The 19,268-nt window shown below is 68.3% G+C and carries 16 protein-coding genes; 7 read left to right on the forward strand and 9 right to left on the reverse strand.

The features are described from left to right. Positions 1-16: 16 nt before the first annotated feature. The 3 genes from FQ377_RS07725 to FQ377_RS07735 form a co-directional block, all read right to left on the reverse strand. Positions 17-427 (reverse strand): hypothetical protein, encoded by a 411-nt coding sequence (locus FQ377_RS07725; protein WP_148600679.1) that lies wholly within the window; start codon positions 425-427, stop codon positions 17-19. Between the two features lie 90 nt (positions 428-517). Continuing rightward, positions 518-2,218 (reverse strand): stealth family protein, encoded by a 1,701-nt coding sequence (locus FQ377_RS07730; RefSeq protein ID WP_148600680.1) that lies wholly within the window; start codon positions 2,216-2,218, stop codon positions 518-520. Between the two features lie 85 nt (positions 2,219-2,303). Continuing rightward, positions 2,304-2,939, reverse strand: a complete 636-nt coding sequence (locus FQ377_RS07735) for a DUF1684 domain-containing protein (RefSeq protein ID WP_148600681.1) — start codon at positions 2,937-2,939, stop codon at positions 2,304-2,306. A gap of 90 nt (positions 2,940-3,029) precedes the next feature. Between FQ377_RS07735 and FQ377_RS07740 the strand changes: the two genes are divergently transcribed. Continuing rightward, positions 3,030-3,782, forward strand: coding sequence for a sulfite exporter TauE/SafE family protein (locus FQ377_RS07740; RefSeq protein ID WP_148600682.1), 753 nt, complete (start codon positions 3,030-3,032; stop codon positions 3,780-3,782). A 59-nt stretch (positions 3,783-3,841) separates the two neighbouring features. Next, positions 3,842-5,119 (forward strand): cell division protein PerM, encoded by a 1,278-nt coding sequence (locus FQ377_RS07745; protein ID WP_148600954.1) that lies wholly within the window; start codon positions 3,842-3,844, stop codon positions 5,117-5,119. A gap of 9 nt (positions 5,120-5,128) precedes the next feature. Here the strand turns inward: FQ377_RS07745 and FQ377_RS07750 are convergent, their stop codons facing one another. Then, complete coding sequence (locus FQ377_RS07750) at positions 5,129-5,566, reverse strand: hypothetical protein (protein WP_148600683.1); 438 nt, start codon at positions 5,564-5,566, stop codon at positions 5,129-5,131. Positions 5,567-5,622: 56 nt separating this feature from the next. Here FQ377_RS07750 and purN point away from each other — a divergent pair, with 56 nt between their 5' ends. Together purN and corA are read left to right on the forward strand one after the other, a co-directional pair. Beyond that, a complete protein-coding gene (purN, locus tag FQ377_RS07755; RefSeq protein WP_148600684.1) occupies positions 5,623-6,204 on the forward strand; it encodes a phosphoribosylglycinamide formyltransferase in 582 nt (193 codons plus the stop codon). A gap of 1 nt (position 6,205) precedes the next feature. After that, complete coding sequence (gene corA / locus FQ377_RS07760) at positions 6,206-7,222, forward strand: magnesium/cobalt transporter CorA (RefSeq protein WP_148600685.1); 1,017 nt, start codon at positions 6,206-6,208, stop codon at positions 7,220-7,222. A gap of 10 nt (positions 7,223-7,232) precedes the next feature. Here the strand turns inward: corA and FQ377_RS07765 are convergent, their stop codons facing one another. Next, entirely contained in the window at positions 7,233-8,585 is a 1,353-nt protein-coding gene (locus FQ377_RS07765; protein ID WP_148600686.1) for an MFS transporter, read from the reverse strand. 194 nt (positions 8,586-8,779) lie between these two features. On the opposite strand from FQ377_RS07765, the gene FQ377_RS07770 reads away from it, so the two are divergent. From FQ377_RS07770 to FQ377_RS07780, 3 genes are all read left to right on the forward strand, one after another. After that, positions 8,780-9,730 carry an endonuclease domain-containing protein gene (locus FQ377_RS07770; RefSeq protein ID WP_148600687.1) on the forward strand — a complete coding sequence of 317 codons (951 nt, stop codon included), beginning with the start codon at positions 8,780-8,782 and terminating at the stop codon, positions 9,728-9,730. Positions 9,731-9,868: 138 nt separating this feature from the next. Next, entirely contained in the window at positions 9,869-11,485 is a 1,617-nt protein-coding gene (purH, locus tag FQ377_RS07775) for a bifunctional phosphoribosylaminoimidazolecarboxamide formyltransferase/IMP cyclohydrolase (RefSeq protein ID WP_148600688.1), read from the forward strand. A 132-nt stretch (positions 11,486-11,617) separates the two neighbouring features. After that, positions 11,618-13,840 carry an NADP-dependent isocitrate dehydrogenase gene (locus FQ377_RS07780; RefSeq protein WP_148600689.1) on the forward strand — a complete coding sequence of 741 codons (2,223 nt, stop codon included), beginning with the start codon at positions 11,618-11,620 and terminating at the stop codon, positions 13,838-13,840. Positions 13,841-13,949: 109 nt separating this feature from the next. Here FQ377_RS07780 and FQ377_RS07785 read toward each other — a convergent pair whose 3' ends face one another. From FQ377_RS07785 to mmsA, 4 genes are all read right to left on the reverse strand, one after another. Further along, positions 13,950-15,023 (reverse strand): Gfo/Idh/MocA family protein, encoded by a 1,074-nt coding sequence (locus FQ377_RS07785; protein WP_148600690.1) that lies wholly within the window; start codon positions 15,021-15,023, stop codon positions 13,950-13,952. Positions 15,024-15,173: 150 nt separating this feature from the next. Beyond that, the gene (locus FQ377_RS07790; protein WP_148600691.1) at positions 15,174-16,271 is read right to left on the reverse strand and encodes a substrate-binding domain-containing protein; all 1,098 of its coding nucleotides are present in this window, start codon (positions 16,269-16,271) and stop codon (positions 15,174-15,176) included. Positions 16,272-16,336: 65 nt separating this feature from the next. Continuing rightward, entirely contained in the window at positions 16,337-17,638 is a 1,302-nt protein-coding gene (gene mmsB, locus FQ377_RS07795) for a multiple monosaccharide ABC transporter permease (protein ID WP_148600692.1), read from the reverse strand. Between the two features lie 23 nt (positions 17,639-17,661). Beyond that, complete coding sequence (mmsA, locus tag FQ377_RS07800) at positions 17,662-19,200, reverse strand: multiple monosaccharide ABC transporter ATP-binding protein (protein ID WP_148600693.1); 1,539 nt, start codon at positions 19,198-19,200, stop codon at positions 17,662-17,664. Positions 19,201-19,268: the final 68 nt, after the last annotated feature.

Genomic DNA, 19,268 nt, shown 5'->3' on the forward strand with positions numbered 1-19,268 from the left:
GACGCCGGGCTCCGGGTTACTTCTTCTTGCGATCGAGCACCAGCGCGAGCGCGATGGCGACCATCCAGCTGTCCTTCGCGACGGCGATGCCGTCCTGTGTGGGTCGGATGCCGTCCTTCTCCGTCAGCTCCGGGGTGCGGAAGTACATCGTCATCATCCCGGCCGAGAAGGCGAGGAGGCCCAGGCCCGCGAGCCTGCTGGGGATGAACGGGGCGAGCAGCGCGGACCCGACGATGATCTCGGAGGAGGCGAGGAGCTTGCCGAACTGGCCGGCCTCGAGTTGGGCGGCCTGGGGGAACGCCGTGGCGGCCACCGACTGCAGGTAGCCGGCGGTGCCCTCGTCGAGGCCTGTCTTCCCGAGACCGGAGTTGAGGATGAAGGCCCCCGTGATGAGGCGGAGCGGGATGTGACTGGGGCGGAAACCCATGGTGATGCCTTTCGCTGCTGATAGTGGTCCGCGTGAGAGCCTACGGCGCGTGCATCTGCCCCCGCCACTTGTGGTCGTGCGGGGGCCCGCTCAGACTTCCCAGGGGGCCTTGACGGGGAAGTACTTCTCGAGGAACTCGGTGACCAGCTGGGCACGCTCGTCAGCCGGGATGTCGGAGGTGCTGCCGTCATTGAGGCAGAAGAGATCCCGGTTCCGTTTGTCGAGCATCTTGTTCAGGCTCTTCAGCTCCGAACGTGCCGTGGTGTCCACGTACTTCACCCGCGCCGACTCCTGCGTGACGGCCCGGCCGGTGAGGAGCGCGTAGTAGTGGTACAGCGAGTTGGTCACCGAGATGTTGTCCTTGGCGCGGAAGCGGGACGCCGCTGTCGCCGCGAACTCGGCGGAGAACTCCGCCTCCATCTCGAGCAGGACACTCTTGCGCAGGGGCGTGACCGCGTGCTCGAGGTGCCTCGTGGTGATGCGGCCGAACCGCTCGTGCAGCAGGCGCCGGTTGACGCGCGCGGCGTTCTCGAAGCCGCTGCGCTCGGCGTCGTTCTCCCCGAGGCCGATGCGCGTGTCGGCCTCGATGAACTTGGTGATGCCCCCGGGGGAGAAAAAGAGGTCCGGTGCGACAGGTCGGCCGAAGAACATGTCGTCATTGGAGTAGAGGAAGTGCTCGGAGAGCCCGGGGATGTGCTGGAGTTGCGCCTCGACGGCCTGCGAGTTGTGGGTCGGCAGCACGGAGGTGTCCAGGAAGTGCTCCTCCGAGGGCACGAAGGTGACGGACGGATGCTCGGCCAGCCAGGCGGGGCGCTCTGAATCGGTCGCGATGAAGATGCGGCGCACCCAGGGCGCGAACATGTAGACGGAGCGCAGGGTGTACTTGAGCTCGTCGATCTGCCGGAAGCGTGCCTCGTGGTCGTCGCCCTCGCCGACCGTCACGCCCTGCATGCGGGCCGCGCGGGCAGCCCGGTACTCGGGGCTGCTGCCGTCCACCCAGGAGTAGACCAGGTCGATATCGAAGTCGATGTCGGTGGCGTGGTCGGCGAACATGTTGTCGATCGTGGGCCAGCTGAGCCCGTGCCGTTCCACCTCCCCGCGCACGAATTCGGCCGCGGGGAGAGTGCGCCGGGTCAGCGAGTTCTCCACCGGGAGTTCGATCGCCGTCTCGCCGAGGGTCCACAGCTCGATCTGCACGCCGGCCGAGGGCCCGTAGGCGAGACCGCCGAGCGGCTCGATGCGCGGACGGAAGAGCCGGAAGATCCTCGCCTTCTCACTGCTGGAGAGCCGCCCGTCACTGACCAGGAGCGTGGTGCGGCGCTTCGTGTCGACCGTGCGGGAGTAGAAGGGTTCGTCACGGCAGGCCTCCACCAGGGCGGCTCGGAGCCGTTCGCGGTTGTCGAGGTCGACGGCGATCACCGGACGCTGGTCGTTCCCGCGGACGAGCAGGAAGTCGATGCCGGCGGTGTCCAGCGCGGTGCGGATGAACAGGAGATCCTCCACCATGGCCTGCTGCGGCGTGCGGTCCTGGTTGATCAGGGTGAAGCGGCGCTTGACCGTCGTGATGTCCGAGCGGCCTTCGAACCGGGCGACCGCCGCGCGAGACGCCGAGGCGAGGATCTCGGCTTCATTCTCCGGCTCGGGTGCTCCGAAGTAGATGTCGTGTTGGGCAGCCGTGTCTGTGATCGGAACCTCCTGGAGTATGGATGCGTGCTTCCCATGATAGAGCCTGGCCCGGTCGTCGACGTGCGAAGGGGCACCATACCGTTTCGGCCTGGACCAGTCCAGCATTCCGGGCCAACGATTCGGCGACATCGGGGAGGTACGAGGACGAGGTCGTCCGTACGGCGCGCCGCCCGCGTGGTGCGGGGGTTCGCTATCGGTAGTCCCGGTACAGCTCGCCGACCGGGACCTCGCTCGCGAGCCGATTGGCCGGCCCTGGTAGCGGGCACGCCCACTCCTCGTCATAGGCACAGGACGGGTTGTAGGCGAAGTTCAGATCGACCACGAGGCTGTTGGGGGCCCGCCCCTCACCCAGATGCGCGCCCTTGATGGTGTCCAGGACGTAGCGCCCGCCGCCGTATGTACCGCCGGGCTTCCCCGCGCTCTGATCGTGCAGGGGCAGGAACAGTCCGCCGCCGTAGGAGGCCAGTTTCCACAGGCCCAGAGTGCCCAGCCCCTGCAGCGTGAGGGAGCCGAGCCGGCGGAACGGGACGACGCCGTCCGTGCCGGTCGGCACCTCCATGATCTCGCCCTCCCCCTCGGGGGCCACAGGTGCCTCGAAGCGGAAGGCGGGGTCATAGGGCGCCACGGCGAGGCCCGTGAAGGTGGACCGGGCACCGGCATCCAGGGCGGAGGCGGGGTGGGCGCGGAACAGCTCGTCGCGTCCCCGCCGCCACAGGGCATGGGCGGTCTCGGGCGATTCGGTGACAGCGCATGCGCGGACGTCGGCGTAGAGACCGAAGACGCGCCGGCGCCAGTCGGCCGTGGCCAGGGCGGAGGTTGCTGTCATACGGACAGGCTACCGCCGGTGACGGGCCGTCCACCGGGCCCGTCATCCGGTGGACGGCGGAGTGGGCGGGTGGTTGCGTAGTGTGAGCGGGTGGCTCTCGGCATCTTCTTCATCGTGCTCGCCTCCATCCTGGTGGGGGCGGTGGCGCAGCGCATCGCCGGTCTCGGCTTCGCGCTGCTGATCTCACCGTTCCTCGTCATCATCCTCGGCCCCCACGAGGGGATCCTCCTGGTCAACGCCTGCGCGGTCGTGTCCTCGTCCATCATCGTGGGCCGGGTGTGGAAGGACATCGACTGGAGCATGTTCCGTTGGCTGGTGGTACCGTCCCTCGCGGGGTCCATCCCCGGCTCCTTCCTCGCCGTCGCCGTGCCCTCCGCACCCCTGTCGGTCACCGTCGGGGTGATCGTCCTGGTGGCACTGACACTCTCGCTCGTGCTCCAGCGCACCGAGGTGGTGGTCCGGGGCAACGCGCCGAAGGCGTTCGCCGGCTTCGCGGCCGGGCTCACCAACTCCATGGCGGGGGTCGGCGGACCCGCGGTGAGCGCCTACGCCGTGCTCTCCCGGTGGCCCCAGCGCCCCTTCGCGGCAACGCTGCAACCGTTCTTCGTCTGCATCGGGCTGGTCACGCTCATCACCAAGTTCCTGCTCGACCCAGCACAGGCGCCGGTCCTCGCTCCGTGGATGTGGGCGGCGATCGGTCTGGTCATCGTGGCGGGGATCTACCTGGGCGAGAAACTGGGTCGGTTCGTCCGCGACGACCATGCACGCCTGTTCGTGATCGTGATCGCCTTCGTCGGGGCCGGACTCGCCGTCGTCAAGGGAACCATCGACATCGTGGCGTGAGCACGCCCGCCGGAGGGGACGTGCGGGCCGGGCGGCTCGCCGATGGCACCATGGAGGGGATGAAACTCCCCACCAAACCCCATACCCTCCCGATGCCGCTGTGGCTGCAGGGCGTGCTGGAGCTCGGGCAGGCCGCCCTGATCTCGGCGCTGGTCGTGATCGTCCCGGTCGCTGCCGTCTGGCTCTCCGGGGGTCTTGCCGACCGCACCATCGATTCCGTTGCCCGGCTGGCCGGTCAGGGGTGGCTCGTGATGCACGGGGTGCCCCTGGTCCTCCGCTTCCCGCCGGTCGTCGCGGGGGAGGACGCAGTGACGGGACTGCTCCACGCGATTCCCCTCGGCCTGGTCCTCGTACCGCTGCTGCTGGCCTGGCGTGCCGGGCGACGCCTGGCCCGGGCTTCCTCGGACCAGCTCTGGCAGGGCCTGCTCGGGGCGCTCCTGACCTACGCCGCGGCAGGCATGGGCGTGGCCTACCTGTCGAGCACGCCCGAGGCCTCCGCCTCCCTGCTGGCCGGAGCGCTTATTCCCCCGGTGTCCGCAGGCGTGGGTCTGATCGCGGGAGCCCACCATCGCGCCGGCACCTGGAGCCGGGTGGTCGGGGTGGACCTCGCGACAGCAGTCGGCCGCGCGAGCCAGCACTCCCGCTGGGCGGGTTCCTACGCCTGGTCCGTCCTCCGCTCGGGCGCCCTCGCCGTCCTCGTGGCGGCGGGCCTGTCGGCCGCCCTGCTCGCGGTGACGATCGGGCTGAACTGGGCGGGGATCGCGGCCATCTACGAGAGGCTCGACGGCGGGGTCGCCGGGGCCTCCGTCCTGACTCTGCTCCAGCTGGGATTCCTGCCCAATCTGGCACTCTGGACCATGTCCTGGACCACCGGCGCCGGCTTCGCCCTGGGTACCGGGAGCTCCCTCACGCCGCTGGCGAGCACCGTGGGGCCGCTGCCGGCCATCCCCGTCCTCGGAGCGCTGCCCGCGGGCACGCTCCACTACGGGTATGCCGCCCTGGCCGTCCCCGTCCTCGCCGGGGCTCTGGCCGGGTGGTGGTTCTTCCGCGAGGGGGAGAACCACCTCGACGAGTGGCTCGTTCTCAAGAGCCGGCAGCGGTGGCTGACGGCGACGGCGTCCACCCTGGCGCTCGCCGTGTTCATCGGCATCACGGCGGGCCTCGGCGGCGCTCTCGTGGCACTCGTCTCGCGTGCCTCGCTGGGACTCGGACGGTTCACGGAGCTCGGCCCCGACCCGCTCCTGCTCGGAGCATGGCTCGCGCTCGAGGTCGCGGTGGGCGCTGTCCTCGGTCACGCCGTCGGGTCCCTCCTGGAGCGGCAGCCGCGGCGTCGCTGATACCCGGCGCTACCCCGCGGTCTCGAACTTGCGCAGTGCGTCCTCGCAGTCGCTCCTGGCCTGCAGGGTCAGGGCGCGCGACATGCAGTCCTCGTAGTGCTGCGTGACGGGCCAGAGCAGCACCGACACGGCCGTCCCGACTGTCAGGACGACGGCAGACACGAGGCCGATCGAGGTGGCCAGCACCACGAGGCGGGGCAGCTTCGCGCCGATCACCTTGATCAGGGCGACGACGCCGGCGGCAACGGCGAACACCGAGACCAGGAGCGTGAGCACCTTCCACGGCAGCACCAGGGATCCCAGCAGCACGCCTCCGAGGAGCGCCAGGCCGAACAGCCGCAGCCACAGCCGAGCGGACGTCCGGCGTGAGGCGACGACGTCGTCGGGCTCCTGCCGCCCGTTCCCGGGGCGCTCCGGTCCGCCTCGTCCCGTGCCCTGCTGCGTCATCTGATCTCCGTCGGCATGGTTCAACCCTAGGCGAGGGCAGACCCTAAGGTTGATCCATGCGCATCGTAGTCCTCGTCTCCGGCAGCGGGTCGAACCTCCAGGCCGTACTCGACGCGGTCGCCGACGGCTCCCTGCCCATCACCGTCGCCGCCGTCGGAGCGGACCGGACCGGGACCGGGGGCGTCCGGCGGGCGGCCGACGCCGGTATCCCCACCTTCGAGGTGGACTTCCGGGAGTATCCGCAGCGCTCGCAGTGGAACCTGGCGCTCACCGACGCCGTCGCCGGGTACGCGCCTGACTACGTGGTGTCCTCGGGTTTCATGCGGATCGTGGACCAGCAGTTCCTGGACCGGTTCCCGGACCGCTATCTCAATACCCACCCCGCCCTCCTGCCGAGCTTCCCCGGCGCCCACGCGGTGCGTGACGCCCTGGCGCACGGCGTCAGGATCACGGGATGCACGGTCATGATCGCCGACGCCGGCGTGGACACCGGCCCCATCCTCGCCCAGGCCGCCGTCGCCGTCCGGCCCGACGACACGGAGCAGACGCTGCACGAGCGCATCAAGATCGAGGAGCGCCGGCTGCTCATTGCGACGCTCGCCGACCTCGCCGGACGCGGCACGGATACGGGAGCCTGAGATGCCACTGATCACCAATGCCGTCTACGTGGACGGGAAGAAGCGGATCGCGCCCCAGGATCTCGACCGGACCTTCGAGCTGATGCGCGAGAGCGGCGGGATGGCGTGGATCGGCCTCTACCGGCCCGATCGCGAGGAGATCGCCGCCGTCGAGGCCGAGTTCGGGCTGCATCCCCTTGCCGTCGAGGACGCCACCAACGGTCACCAGCGTGCCAAGCTGGAGCGCTACGGTGACACGTTGTTCGTGGTCCTGCGGCCGGCACGCTATCTCGACGCGGAGGAGAAGGTGGAGTTCGGAGAGCTGCACCTGTTCATCGGGCAGGATTTCGTCGTCACCATCCGCCACGCCGAATCACCCGATCTCGGTGTGGTGCGGAGCAGGCTCGAGGCCGACCCCGAACTGCTCGCCGCCGGGCCGCAGGCCGTCCTCTACGCCCTGCTCGACCAGGTGGTGGACGAGTACAAGCCCGTGGTGCAGGGGCTCGAGAACGACGTCGACGAGATCGAGAACGACCTCTTCGGTGGAGCCCCGGACGTCTCCCGGCGGATCTACCAGCTCCACCGTGAGGTCATCGAGTTCCAGCGGGCCACCCAGCCCCTGCAGGACATGCTGGACGGGCTGCTCAGCGGCGCCAGGAAATATCGGATGGATGATGAGCTCGCGCGGAACCTGCGCGATGTCCAGGACCACGTGATCCGCGTCGTCGAGCGCATCAATACGTTCCGCACACTGCTGCAGAATGCCCTGACCGTGCACTCCACGCTCGTGGCCCAGCGGCAGAACGAGGAGATGACGCGGCTGACGGAGACCTCGCTGACGCAGGGCGAGCAGGTCAAGCGCATCTCCTCCTGGGCCGCCATCCTCTTCGCGCCGACCCTGATCGCCTCGATCTACGGCATGAACTTCGACCTGATGCCCGAGCTGCACTGGCAACTCGGGTACCCGTTCGCGATCGTCCTCATGATTGCGCTCGGCGGCGGCCTCTACTGGGCATTCCGGCGGAACCGCTGGCTGTAGACCCGCCGGTTCAGTCCAGTCTGGCGCGCCGCGTCTCGGGTGCGTTGAAGGCCATGAAGAGCACGGCGAGGAGAACCAGGCCGCCGATGATCGCGAACGTGAGCGGCAGGCCCAGGTAGGGCCACAGCAGGGTGCCGAAGATCAGCGGCACCAGACCTGCCCCGATGCGGGAGATGGTCGAGGCCCAGCCGAAGCCGCTCGCCCGGAGTTCGGTGGGGTACAGCTCCGAGACGTAGGTGTAGAGCACCGGGATGGCCACCTGGACCACGAAGCCGAAGGCCAGCAGCCACGCCGTCGCGACCATCGGCAGGTCCAGTGTCAGGGCGAAGGCGACCAGGAGGAGGGCGGAGCCCGGCCCGGTGATGGCCAGGAGCCACTTGCGTCCCACACGTTCCACGAGGAGGGCCGCGGCGACGACGCCGAGGAAGCCCACGCCCGTCATGAAGGTGGTGGTGATGAAGGCGACCGACTGCGCGTAGCCGGAACTGATGAGGATGCGCGGCATCCAGGTCAGTGCCCCGTAGTACACGAGGAGGATGGTCAGGAACAGGCTCCAGGCCGTCAGGGTGATGCGCCAGTTGTACCGCCACAGTCCTGTGAGCTGGCTCGAGACGTTGCCGAGGGACAGCTTGGGGGTCTGTTCCGGATCGGGCAGGCGCCACGCTCGCTGCTCGCCGCCGGTGCGCTCCACGAGCTCGTCGATGACGGCGCGGGCCTCCTCCGGGCGACCGCGCTGCACGAGGAAGAGGGGGGATTCCGGGACTCCCCGGCGGACCCAGAACACCAGTAGCGCCGGGAGGACCATCACGAGCATCGCGTACCGCCAGTCACCGGTGGTACCGACGACCGCCGTCGTGACGATGCCGCAGAGGAAGGCGCCGATGGGCCACCACGCGTCCATGGCGGTGAGGACGCGGCCGCGCTGGCGCCGCGGGGTGAACTCGCCCACGAGCGCGTAGTCCACGGGGATACAGCCGCCGAGCCCGAAGCCGGCGAGGAACCGGAAGGCGCAGAACCAGAGGATGTCCGGGGAGAAGGCGCCGAGGACCGTGAAGATGGAGAAGACGAGGAGTGTGAGCGTGAACGCCTTCTTCCTTCCGATCAGATCCGCCACGGAACCCCACACGAACGCTCCGACGGCCATCCCGATCAGGTTCGACGTCGCGATCCACGCCGCCTGGCCGGGGGAGATGCCCCAGTCGCCGATCAGCAGGGGGATCAGATAGGCGTTGAGTGTGACGTCCCAGGCATCGAACATGAAGCCGAGACCGCCGATGAGAAAGATCTTGCCCTGGACCTTCCAGCGCCAGGGGAGCTCCTGGACCACCTGGTCGCCTGTGGGTAGCTGAGTATTGATGCTCATGATGCCTTCGTGAAGGGGCGGGTTCCTGCGAGAACTGTACCGCTGCCAGGTCCGCTCCTTCTTCCCTCCGCCGAGACCGCAGAAATGACTGCGCTTCGGGCTCCGGCCGGGCATATCTGCGATGTCGACGCTGAGGGCGGCCGGAGCGCTGTGGACAACTCCTCCCACGGGTCCGTGACGCCCACCATGGGTGCATGACGGTCGATCCCCACGCCGAAGGCCTCCTGCGGCTCCACCTCCTGCGGTGCTTCAGCGTCGAGACGGCTCGTGAGCTCGGGCTGCCCCCTCACGTGATGCGCCGCACCGCATTCAACCGCTCATCGAGGAGCGTCCGTTCGTTCGCCGGGTCTGCGCCCGAACTGTCCGACGTCGTCGCCTGCCTGAGTGGGCTGGTCCCGGGTACCGTCGCGAGCCACACGACCGCCGCGACGCTCTGGGGGTTGCCGTTGCCGCGGCAGCCGCTGAAGGCGCCGATCCATCTCACGCGCCCGGCCGGAGCGGCCCACCCCAGGCGGCAGGGGGTCGTCGGACACGTGTCCCGGTTGCGGGCGGCTGACGTCGTCACCGCCTACGGGGTCCCGCTCACGTCTCCTGCACGGACCTGGTGCGATCTCGCAGCGCAGCTGTCCCTGACGGAGCTCGTCGCGGCAGGGGATGCGCTCCTTCGGCGTCCTGATGCGCCGCTGCTGCCGGCGGTGATAGTACTGCCGAATCCGCTGGCTGGGTTGCAGGAACTCACGACGACGCTCGCTTCACGCTCCGGTGCCCGTGGTGTCGCGCTGGCCAGGAAAGCCCTGCCGCTGCTGCGGCCGGGGGTCGACTCGGCGCCCGAGAGCCGACTCCGCCTGCTCATCGTCGGAGCGGGACTGCCCGAACCGGAGGTGAACGAGTGGATCGTCGACGACAACGGGCGCAGGATCTCCCGCCCGGATCTGCAGTACAGGGCTCACAGGCTCGCTCTCGAGTACGAGGGCGAGCACCATCTGACCGATGCCCGACAGTGGGCGCACGACATCGAGCGCGACGAACGCCTGCAGGCCCTGGGGTGGGCCGTCCTCCGCTTCACGAAGATCCACCTGGGGTCGCGGCGCCAGGAGGCCGTGGCCAGGATCCGGCGGGCGCTGGGGTCACGTGGCCCTGCCTGAGCGGCGTCGAGACCGCAGAAATGACCACGGTCGGGGCCTCCGGTCGGTCATACCTGCGGTCTCGGTGCTCGTGGCGACGCGCACCCGCACCGATAGACTCGTCCGAGCCCTAACGACGCCCTATCGACGGAGACCCGCGTGAGCCCTGACCATCTCGACCGTGTACCCATCCGCCGAGCCCTGATCTCGGTGTTCGACAAGACCGGTCTGGAGGAGCTCGCGCAGGGCCTGCACCGCGCCGGCGTGTCCATCGTCTCCACCGGGTCGACGGCGCGGCGGATCGCCGCCGCCGGCGTGCCCGTGATGGAGGTGTCCGAGGTGACGGGGTTCCAGGAGACCCTCGACGGGCGCGTGAAGACCCTCCACCCGGGCGTCCACGCCGGGATCCTCGCCGATCGCCGGCGCCCCGAGCACGTGGAGCAGCTCACCGAACTGGGCATCGAGGCGTTCGACCTCGTCGTCGTGAATCTCTATCCCTTCGTGGAGACGGTGCGCTCGGGCGCGGAGCCCGACGCCGTCGTCGAGCAGATTGACATCGGCGGGCCGGCGATGGTCCGCTCCGCAGCGAAGAACCATCCGTCCGTCGCCGTCGTGGTCGATCCGGCACGGTACGGCGACGTGATCACCGCGGCCGGCGAGGGCGGCTTCGAGCTGGGTGCCCGACGCCGGCTTGCGGCACGCGCGTTCGCGCACACCGCCGCCTACGACACGGCGGTGGCCTCCTGGACGGCGGAGCACCTCGACGTGGAGGACGACGCGAGCGGGGAGGGCGTGACCTGGCCGGGCTACGCTGGCCTGGCGCTGGAGCGCTCAGAAGTGCTGCGGTACGGCGAGAACCCGCACCAGCGGGCGGCCCTCTACGTCGAGAAGGGGGCCACGCCGGGCATCGCCCAGGCGGACCAGCTCCACGGCAAGGCCCTGAGCTACAACAACGTGGTGGACGCCGATGCGGCCCTCCGCGCCGCTTTCGACTTCGACGAGCCCGCCGTCGCGATCGTCAAGCACGCCAATCCGTGCGGCGTCGCCGTCGGCTCGGCCGACGCCCAGGACCCGATCGCGGACGCCCATGCGAAGGCGCACGCCTGCGACCCGGTCTCGGCCTTCGGCGGGGTGATCGCCGCCAATCGCGAGGTCACCGCCGGCATGGCCGAGACGGTGAAGGACATCTTCACGGAGGTCGTGATCGCGCCGTCGTTCTCCAGCGAGGCCGTGGAGATCCTCAGCCGAAAGAAGAACATCCGGCTGCTGACCCTTCCCGAGGGCTACGGCCGGAACCCCATGGAGCTCCGTCAGGTTTCCGGGGGAGTCCTCATGCAGGTCGCGGACACACTGCAGGCCGACGGCGACGACCCACACGCCTGGACCCTCGCCGCGGGCGACGCCGCCGACCACGCCACGCTCGCCGATCTCGTCTTCGCCTGGAAAGCGTGCCGCGCCGTGAAGTCCAATGCCATCCTCCTGGCCCACGACGGCGCCTCGGTGGGCATCGGCATGGGACAGGTCAACCGGGTGGATTCCTGCCGCCTCGCCGTCGAGCGGGCCAACACGCTCACCGATTCCGAACGGGCACGCGGCTCCGTGGCCGCCTCGGACGCCTTCTTCCCCTTCGCCGACGGACTGCAGATCCTGCTCGACGCCGGTGTCCGCGCCGTCGTGCAGCCCGGCGGTTCGGTCCGCGACCAGGAAGTGATCGACGCCGCGAACGCGGCGGGAGTGACGCTGTACCTCACCGGGGCACGCCACTTCCACCACTGACGCCCGCCTGCCCTCACACCTCACCCCGTCTGCGTTCCCGGGCCGCCCGCCGGCGGGCGACGCGATAGGTTGGAGCCGACGGGTTCGCCCCACCAGACCGCACACCGCAACGCACTGCAGGAGATGCCACCCATGTCCACGATCATCTACACCCACACCGACGAAGCGCCGATGCTGGCCACTTACTCGTTCCTGCCGATCATCGAGGCATTCGCGTCCACGGCAGGTGTGGAGGTCGAAGTGCGGGACATCTCGCTCTCGGGCCGCATCATCGCCCTCTTCGGGGACCACCTCACCGAGGACCAGCGACAAGCCGATGCACTCGCCGAACTCGGAGCCCTGGCGAAGACGCCGGAGGCCAACATCATCAAGCTCCCGAACATCAGCGCCTCGGTACCTCAGCTCAAGGCCGCCGTCGCCGAGCTCCAGAGCCAGGGCTACGCGCTGCCGGACTACCCGGACCACCCGGCCACGGACGCCGAGAAGGAGATCCGCGCGCGCTACGACAAGGTCAAGGGCAGCGCGGTGAATCCCGTGCTCCGCGAGGGCAACTCGGATCGGCGTGCGCCGGCCTCGGTGAAGAACTACGCGCGCCAGAACCCCCACAGCATGGGTGCCTGGTCGCCGGAGTCGAAGACCGACGTGGCGCACATGACGAGCGACGACTTCCGCTCCAACGAGCAGTCCGTCATCATCGCCGCGGACGGCAGCATCAGCATCCGCCACCTCGGGGCCGACGGCGCCGTCACCGAGCTGAAGAGCTCCTTCCCGGTGCTCGAGGGAGAAGTGGTCGACGGTACGGTCATGCGGGCGGGTGCGCTCAACACCTTCCTGAAGGCACAGGTGGCCCGGGCCAAGGAGGAGGGCGTGCTGTTCTCGGCCCACCTGAAGGCCACCATGATGAAGGTCTCGGACCCGATCATCTTCGGTCACGTGGTCCGCGCCTTTCTGCCCGAGCTCTTCGAGACCTACGGCGAGCAGCTCGCGGCCGCGGGCCTCAGCCCGAACAACGGGCTGGCCTCGATCCTCGGTGGCCTCGACACGCTGCCCGACGACGTCCGTGAGGGGGTCCAGCAGGCTATCGACCAGGGGATGGCGGACGGCCCGAGCATCGCGATGGTCGACTCCGACAGGGGCATCACCAATCTTCACGTGCCCAGCGACGTGATCGTCGACGCGTCCATGCCGGCCATGATCCGCAGCTCCGGCCACATGTGGGGCCCCGACGGCGAGGAGGCCGACACCCTCGCCGTCATCCCCGACAGCAGTTACGCCGGGGTGTACCAGGTGGTCGTCGACGACTGCCGCGCCAACGGGGCCTTCGATCCCACCACCATGGGGACCGTGCCGAACGTGGGCCTCATGGCCCAGGCCGCCGAGGAGTACGGCAGCCACGACAAGACCTTCGAGATCCAGTCGGAGGGCAAGGTCCAGGTGGTCGACGCCGAGGGCACCGTGCTGATCGAGCACGATGTCTCCCCGGGTGACATCTGGCGTGCCTGCCAGACCAAGGACGCCGCGATCCTCGACTGGGTGAAGCTCGCCGTCACCCGTGCCCGGGCCTCCGCGACGCCGGCAGTGTTCTGGCTCGACAAGCACCGAGCGCACGATGCGAATCTCATCACCAAGGTCACCGAGTACCTGGCGGAGCACACCACCGACGACGTGACGCTCGAGATCATGACGCCCGAGGACGCGACGGCGTTCACGCTCGAGCGGCTCCGCCGGGGCGAGGACACCATCTCCGTCACGGGCAATGTGCTCCGCGACTACCTGACGGACCTCTTCCCCATCCTCGAACTCGGGACCAGCGCCAAGATGCTCTCGGTGGTGCCGCTCATGAACGGCGGCGGGCTGTTCGAGACCGGCGCGGGCGGATCGGCTCCGAAGCACGTGCAGCAGCTCATCAGGGAGAACCATCTGCGCTGGGACAGCCTGGGGGAGTTCCTGGCCCTCGCCGTCAGCTTCGAACACCTGGCCACCACCACCGGGAACGAGCGCGCCCAGATCCTTGCGGACACCCTGGACCGCGCCACGGGGACCTTCCTGCTGGAGAACAAGTCGCCCAGCCGGAAGGTCGGCGAGATCGACAACCGGGGCAGCCACTACTTCCTGGCCCGCTACTGGGCCGAGGAGCTGGCGCGGCAGGAGCAGGATGCCGCCCTGGCGGAGAGCTTCTCGCTCGTCGCCGAGGCCCTGACCGGCAACGAGGACACCATCACGGCCGAACTGCTCGCCGTGCAGGGTTCCCCCGCGGAGATCGGCGGGTACTTCCACCCCGACGTCGAGCGGGTCACGCGGGTGATGCGTCCGTCGGCGAAGCTCTCCGAGGTGCTGGCGATCCTCACGCCGTAGGGTCCTCACACCCTAGGACGAACCACCGGCCGGTCCAGTGCGCTGGGCCGGCCGGTGGCCCTCGGACCGTCCGGACGCGGAGGGGCATCACGCGTGGGCGGCGGGACGATCAGGCGTCGTCGTTCGGATACCGTACGCCGAGCTGCGAGCGTGCGTCGTCGAAGAGGCGCAGGGTCCGGAGGGTGTCTCCGACGGGCATGGTGGGACTCTCGGTCAGACCCTCCTGCACGCAGCGGGTGACCTCGCGGAGCTCATGGGCGTAGCCGGCGCCGATCTGCTCGAAGCGCTCGGTGCGGGGTTCCTCCTGATCCACGGTGATGACGAGTTCGCTGGGATTGTTGAGCTTGCCTCCGGTCCGCAGCCACCCCTTCGACCCGCTGATGGTCGCCTGGCCGGGACAGGACGAGACGAACGACGAGGAGAGTTGGGCGAAGGCGCCGCTGTCGTAGCCCAGGGTGAGGACATTCTGGACGTCCACGCCGTCGTCGTTCAGGGTCCCGACGGCCGAGACCGAGTCGGGGAAGCCCAGGGACCCCAGGGCCCAGGTCAGCGGATAGACGGTCAGATCGAGCAGCGCTCCTCCGCCTGCAGCGGGATCCCACAGGCGGCTGGTGGGATCCTGCGGCGCCGTGAAACCGAGATCGGCCTGGATCCACCGGATCTCACCCAGTACACCGGCGTCGATGAGATCCCAGGCGCGGGTGACACTGGGCAGGAAGCGGGTCCAGACCGCCTCCATGAGGAACAGTCCGCGCTCCGCGGCGAGGTCCGCGAGCTCCTGGGCCTCGGCCGCATTGATGGTGAAGGACTTCTCGCACAGGACGTGCTTGCCGGCGTGCAGCGCGGCCCGGGCCACCTCGAAGTGCTGGCCGTGGGGCGTGGCGATATAGACGACATCCACCTCCGGGTCTTCCATGAGCCGCTGGTAGCCGGCCGTCCCGCCGTCGTCCCCGTAGCTCGTGGAGAAGCCGAAGCGGGCGGCGAAGGCGGCAGCGCTGTCGGAGCTGCGGGAGCTGACGGCGTGGAGGACGGCGTCCTCGAGCAGGGCCAGATCGCCCGTCACCTTCTGCGCGATGCGGCCGGTGGAGACGACGCCCCACTTCAGGGGACGGCCGGTGGCGGACAGGGGGCTCGGCGCGCCTGCTCCGGCGCAGGGGGCAGGGACTATGCGGTGGGGTTTCATGGCACCATCCTTGCGGCTGCCCGGTCCGGCGTCCATCCTCGCCGCCGGTGCGGACCCTCCACCGAGGACGGGCGGGACCCCAGAATGCCAGGAGCGCCCCGGCCGATGGCCGGGGCGCTCCTGAACCGGCCCGTGGGCCGGTGGATCGTGCTACTTGGTCAGCTCAGCGAGCGCCGGGTTGTTCGCGTAGGCCTCCGCCGCGTTCTCCTTCGTGACGATCTGCGGCTCGAGGAGATAGGCCGGAACGGTCTTCACGCCGTTGTCGTAGGAATCGGGGTCATTGATCTCGAGTTCCTCGCCGGCCTGCAGATTGTTCACCATCTCGATCGCGTGCTCCACGAGGGCACTGGTGTCCTTGTTGATGGTGGAGTACTGCTTGCCGGCCATGATCGACTTCACGGACTCCACCTCGGAGTCCTGTCCCGTGACCACGGGCAGTTCCTTGCCGGCGCCTTCCACCGAGGTCAGGATGGCGCGGGCGAGGGTGTCGTTGGGGGAGAGGACGCCGTCGAGCTCGGTGGAGCCGTAATTGCCGGAGAGGAGCGTGTCCATGCGCTTCTGCGCGTTCTCGGCCTTCCAGCCCTGCGTGACGGCCTGGTCGAAGGTCTCCTGGCCCGATACGACGACGACGTTGCCGTTGTCGATCTCCGGCTGCAGGATGCTCATGGCGCCGTCGAAGAAGACCTTCGCATTGGCGTCGTCGGGCGAGCCGGCGAAGAGCTCGATGTTGTAGGGGCCCTCGGGCTTGGCGGCCTCCATGCCGTCGAGCAGGGCCTGGCCCTGGAGCTCACCGACCTGGAAGTTGTCGTAGGCCACGTAGTAGTCCACATTCTCCGTGTTGGTCAGGAGGCGGTCGTACGCGATGACCGTGATCCCGGCGTCCTTGGCCTGTTGGAGCTGCGTTCCGAGCTGTGCGCCGTCGATCGCTCCGACCACGAGCACCTTCACGCCGTTGGTGATCATGGAGCTGATCTGGTTCTGCTGCTCCGAGACACCGCTGTTGGCGAACTGGACATCCGGCTCGTACCCGGCCTCGGTGAGACCGTCGTTGAAGAGCTGTTCCGCGAGGACCCAGTTCTCCGAGGTCTTCTGCGGGAGGGCGACGCCGATGCCGGCGCCGGCGTCGAAGCCGCTGGTCGCCGCGCTGCTGTCGTCCGTGGCGGGGGCCGCTTCCTCACGGCCACAGCCTGTCAGCGTCAGTGCCGAGATCGCAGCGATAGCTGCGAGGGATTGTGCGAATTTGCGCATTGCATTCTCTTTCTGTGATGGACGGGTGAAGCGTAGGGGGTCTGCGCATCCGGCCGGAACCGGAGCTAGACGTCGTGGGAGATGACTTCCTTGGTCCCGACGGCCTGTTCGGTGGGCGCCGGGTTCGGAGCGTCTGCGTCGGTCTTCCTCGTACCGCCGCCTCCGCCGAGATTCCTGGTGAGCAGGCCGATGATGGAGGGCTTGCCCTGGCTCTTGTTGAAGACGTCGAAGGCGACGGCGACGAGCAGGACGAGACCCTTGATGATCTGGGTGTCGTCCGCCCCCGCGCCGAGCAGCTGGAGGCCGTTGTTGAGGACGGCCATGACGAGTCCACCGATGATGGAGCCCACTACGGTGCCCACGCCGCCGGTGACCGCGGCGCCGCCGATGAAGACGGCGGCAATGGCGTCGAGTTCCCAGCCGACGCCGTCGGAGGGGCCGGACGCGGTGGAGCGGCCCACGAAGATCATGCCGGCGAGGGCTGCGAGGACGGACATGTTCATCATGACCATGAAGTTCACCCGCTTGCTCTTGACCCCCGACAGCTCGGCTGCATGCCGGTTGCCGCCGACGGCGTAGACATGGCGACCGAGGATCGTCTTGTTGGAGACGAACGCGTAGATGATCACGAGCACCCCGAGGATGATGCCGGGGACGGGGAACGACGTACCCGGGCGACCCGTCGCGAAGAGATACGTAGCGTAGAGGATGACGGCCGAGAGGAGGACCACCTTGACCACGGGGACCCAGCTGGGAGGCACCTGGGCCTTGATCTTCTCGAGTCGGCGGCGCCCCCGGAACTCGTTGTAGACCACGAAGGCCACCAGGGCGAAGCCGATGAGCAGGGTCAGGTTGTTGTAGCCCGTGGTCGGACCGATCTCGGGGAGGTAGCCCGCGCCGAGATACCGGAAGCCCTCGGGGACGGGCACGGTGAGCGAGTTGCCGACCCGCTGATTGGCCCCCCGGAACAACAGCATGCCGGCGAGGGTGACGATGAAGGCCGGTATGCCCACATACGCCACCCAGAAGCCCTGCCATGCGCCGATCAGCATACCGAGCACCAGCCCGAGGAGGACACCGAGGTACCAGGGGATACCCCAGTCCCGCATGGCGATCGCGACGACGATGCCGACGAACGCGGCGATCGAGCCCACGGAGAGGTCGATGTGCCCGGCGATGATGACGAGCACCATGCCGATCGCCAGGATCAGGATGTACGAGTTGCCGTTGAACAGATTCATCATGTTCACGGACGTGAGCGTCTTGCCGCCCGTGCGCCACTGGAAGAACACGACGAGCGCGACCAGGGCGAAGATCATCCCGAACTGGCGGGTGTTGCCGCCGAAGAGGTGTTTGAGGGATTTCATGGTGTCTTTCCTAGGGGCTTCGGTCAGGCGGATTTTCTGCTGGCGGTCATGAGTTTCATGAGGGATTCCTGGTTCGCGTTGCGGCGGTCCAGTTCGCCCGTGATGGCACCCTCGAAGATCGTGTAGATGCGGTCCGAGAGTCCGAGCAGTTCGGGCAGTTCCGAGGAGATGACGATCACGCCCTTGCCCTGGTCCGCGAGTTTCTGGATGATGCCGTAGATCTCGTACTTCGCACCGACGTCGATGCCGCGTGTGGGCTCGTCGAGGATCAGGAGCTCGGGATCGGTGAACATCCATTTCGCCAGCACGACCTTCTGCTGGTTGCCGCCCGAGAGTTTGGCAACGCCCTCGTTGACGCTCGGCGTCTTGGTCCGCAGGGACTTGCGGTAGTCCTCGGCGACGCGGAACTCCTCGTCCCGGTCGACCACCAGGCCCCGCGTGATCTTCTTCAGATTCGCCGAGACCGTGGTGGTCTTGATGTCGTCCAGCAGATTCAGGCCGAGCGACTTCCGGTCCTCCGTCACGTAGGCGAGGCCGGCGTCGATCGCCTGTGGCACCGTTCTCAGGGTGACTTCCTTGCCGTCCATGACGATCTGGCCGGATCGATAGGTGCCGTAGGAGCGGCCGAAGACCGAGCGGGCCAGCTCGGTGCGGCCCGCGCCCATCAGTCCGGCGAAGCCGACGATCTCACCGCGACGGACGTGGAAGCTGGAGTTCTTGCACACGAGGCGGTCGGGGACCGAGGGGTGGCCCACGGTCCAGTTGCGGACCTCGAAGAACGTCTCCCCGATCGTCGGGGTGTGCTCGGGGAAGCGGGACTCGAGCGAGCGGCCCACCATGCCCCGGATGATGCGGTCCTCGTCCACGCCGTCGTCCTTGACGTGGAGCGTCTCGATGGACCGGCCGTCCCGGATGATGGTGATCGAATCGGCGATCTGCTCTATCTCGTTGAGCTTGTGCGAGATCATGATGCACGTGATCCCCTTGGAGCGCAGGCCCGCCATGAGATCGAGCAGGTGCTGGGAGTCCGATTCGTTGAGCGCCGCCGTCGGTTCGTCGAGGATGAGCAGTTTGACCGACTTGTTGAGGGCCTTGGCGATCTCGACGAGCTGCTGCTTGCCCACACCGATGTCCTTGACCTTCGTGGTGGGGTCCTCGCTCAGGCCCACGCGAGCCAGGAGTTCGAGTGCCGTGCGATTGACGAGGTCCCAGTTGATCGCACCGAAGCGCGTGGGTTCGTTCCCGAGGAAGATGTTCTCCGCGATGGACAGCTCGGGGATGAGCGCGAGCTCCTGGTGGATGATCACGATGCCGGCGGCCTCGCTCGAGCGGATGTCCCTGAACTGGACCGGCTTGCCCTGGAAGATGATGTCGCCTGAGTACTCGCCGTAGGGGTAGAGCCCCGAGAGGACCTTCATCAGGGTGGATTTACCGGCGCCGTTCTCGCCGCAGATGGCATGGATCTCACCCGCCCTCACCTCGATGGAGACATCGGCCAGTGCCTTGACGCCGGGGAATTCCTTGGTGATGGAGCGCATCTCGAGGATGGTGTGGTTGATCATCGAATCTCCCGCAAGGACGTCGCTGTCGAAGGTGGAACCAAACCTGGCCCGAAAGAATTGAACACGGT

This window comes from Arthrobacter echini (genome assembly GCF_008107445.1).
GTDB classification, from domain to species: domain Bacteria; phylum Actinomycetota; class Actinomycetes; order Actinomycetales; family Micrococcaceae; genus Arthrobacter_D; species Arthrobacter_D echini_A.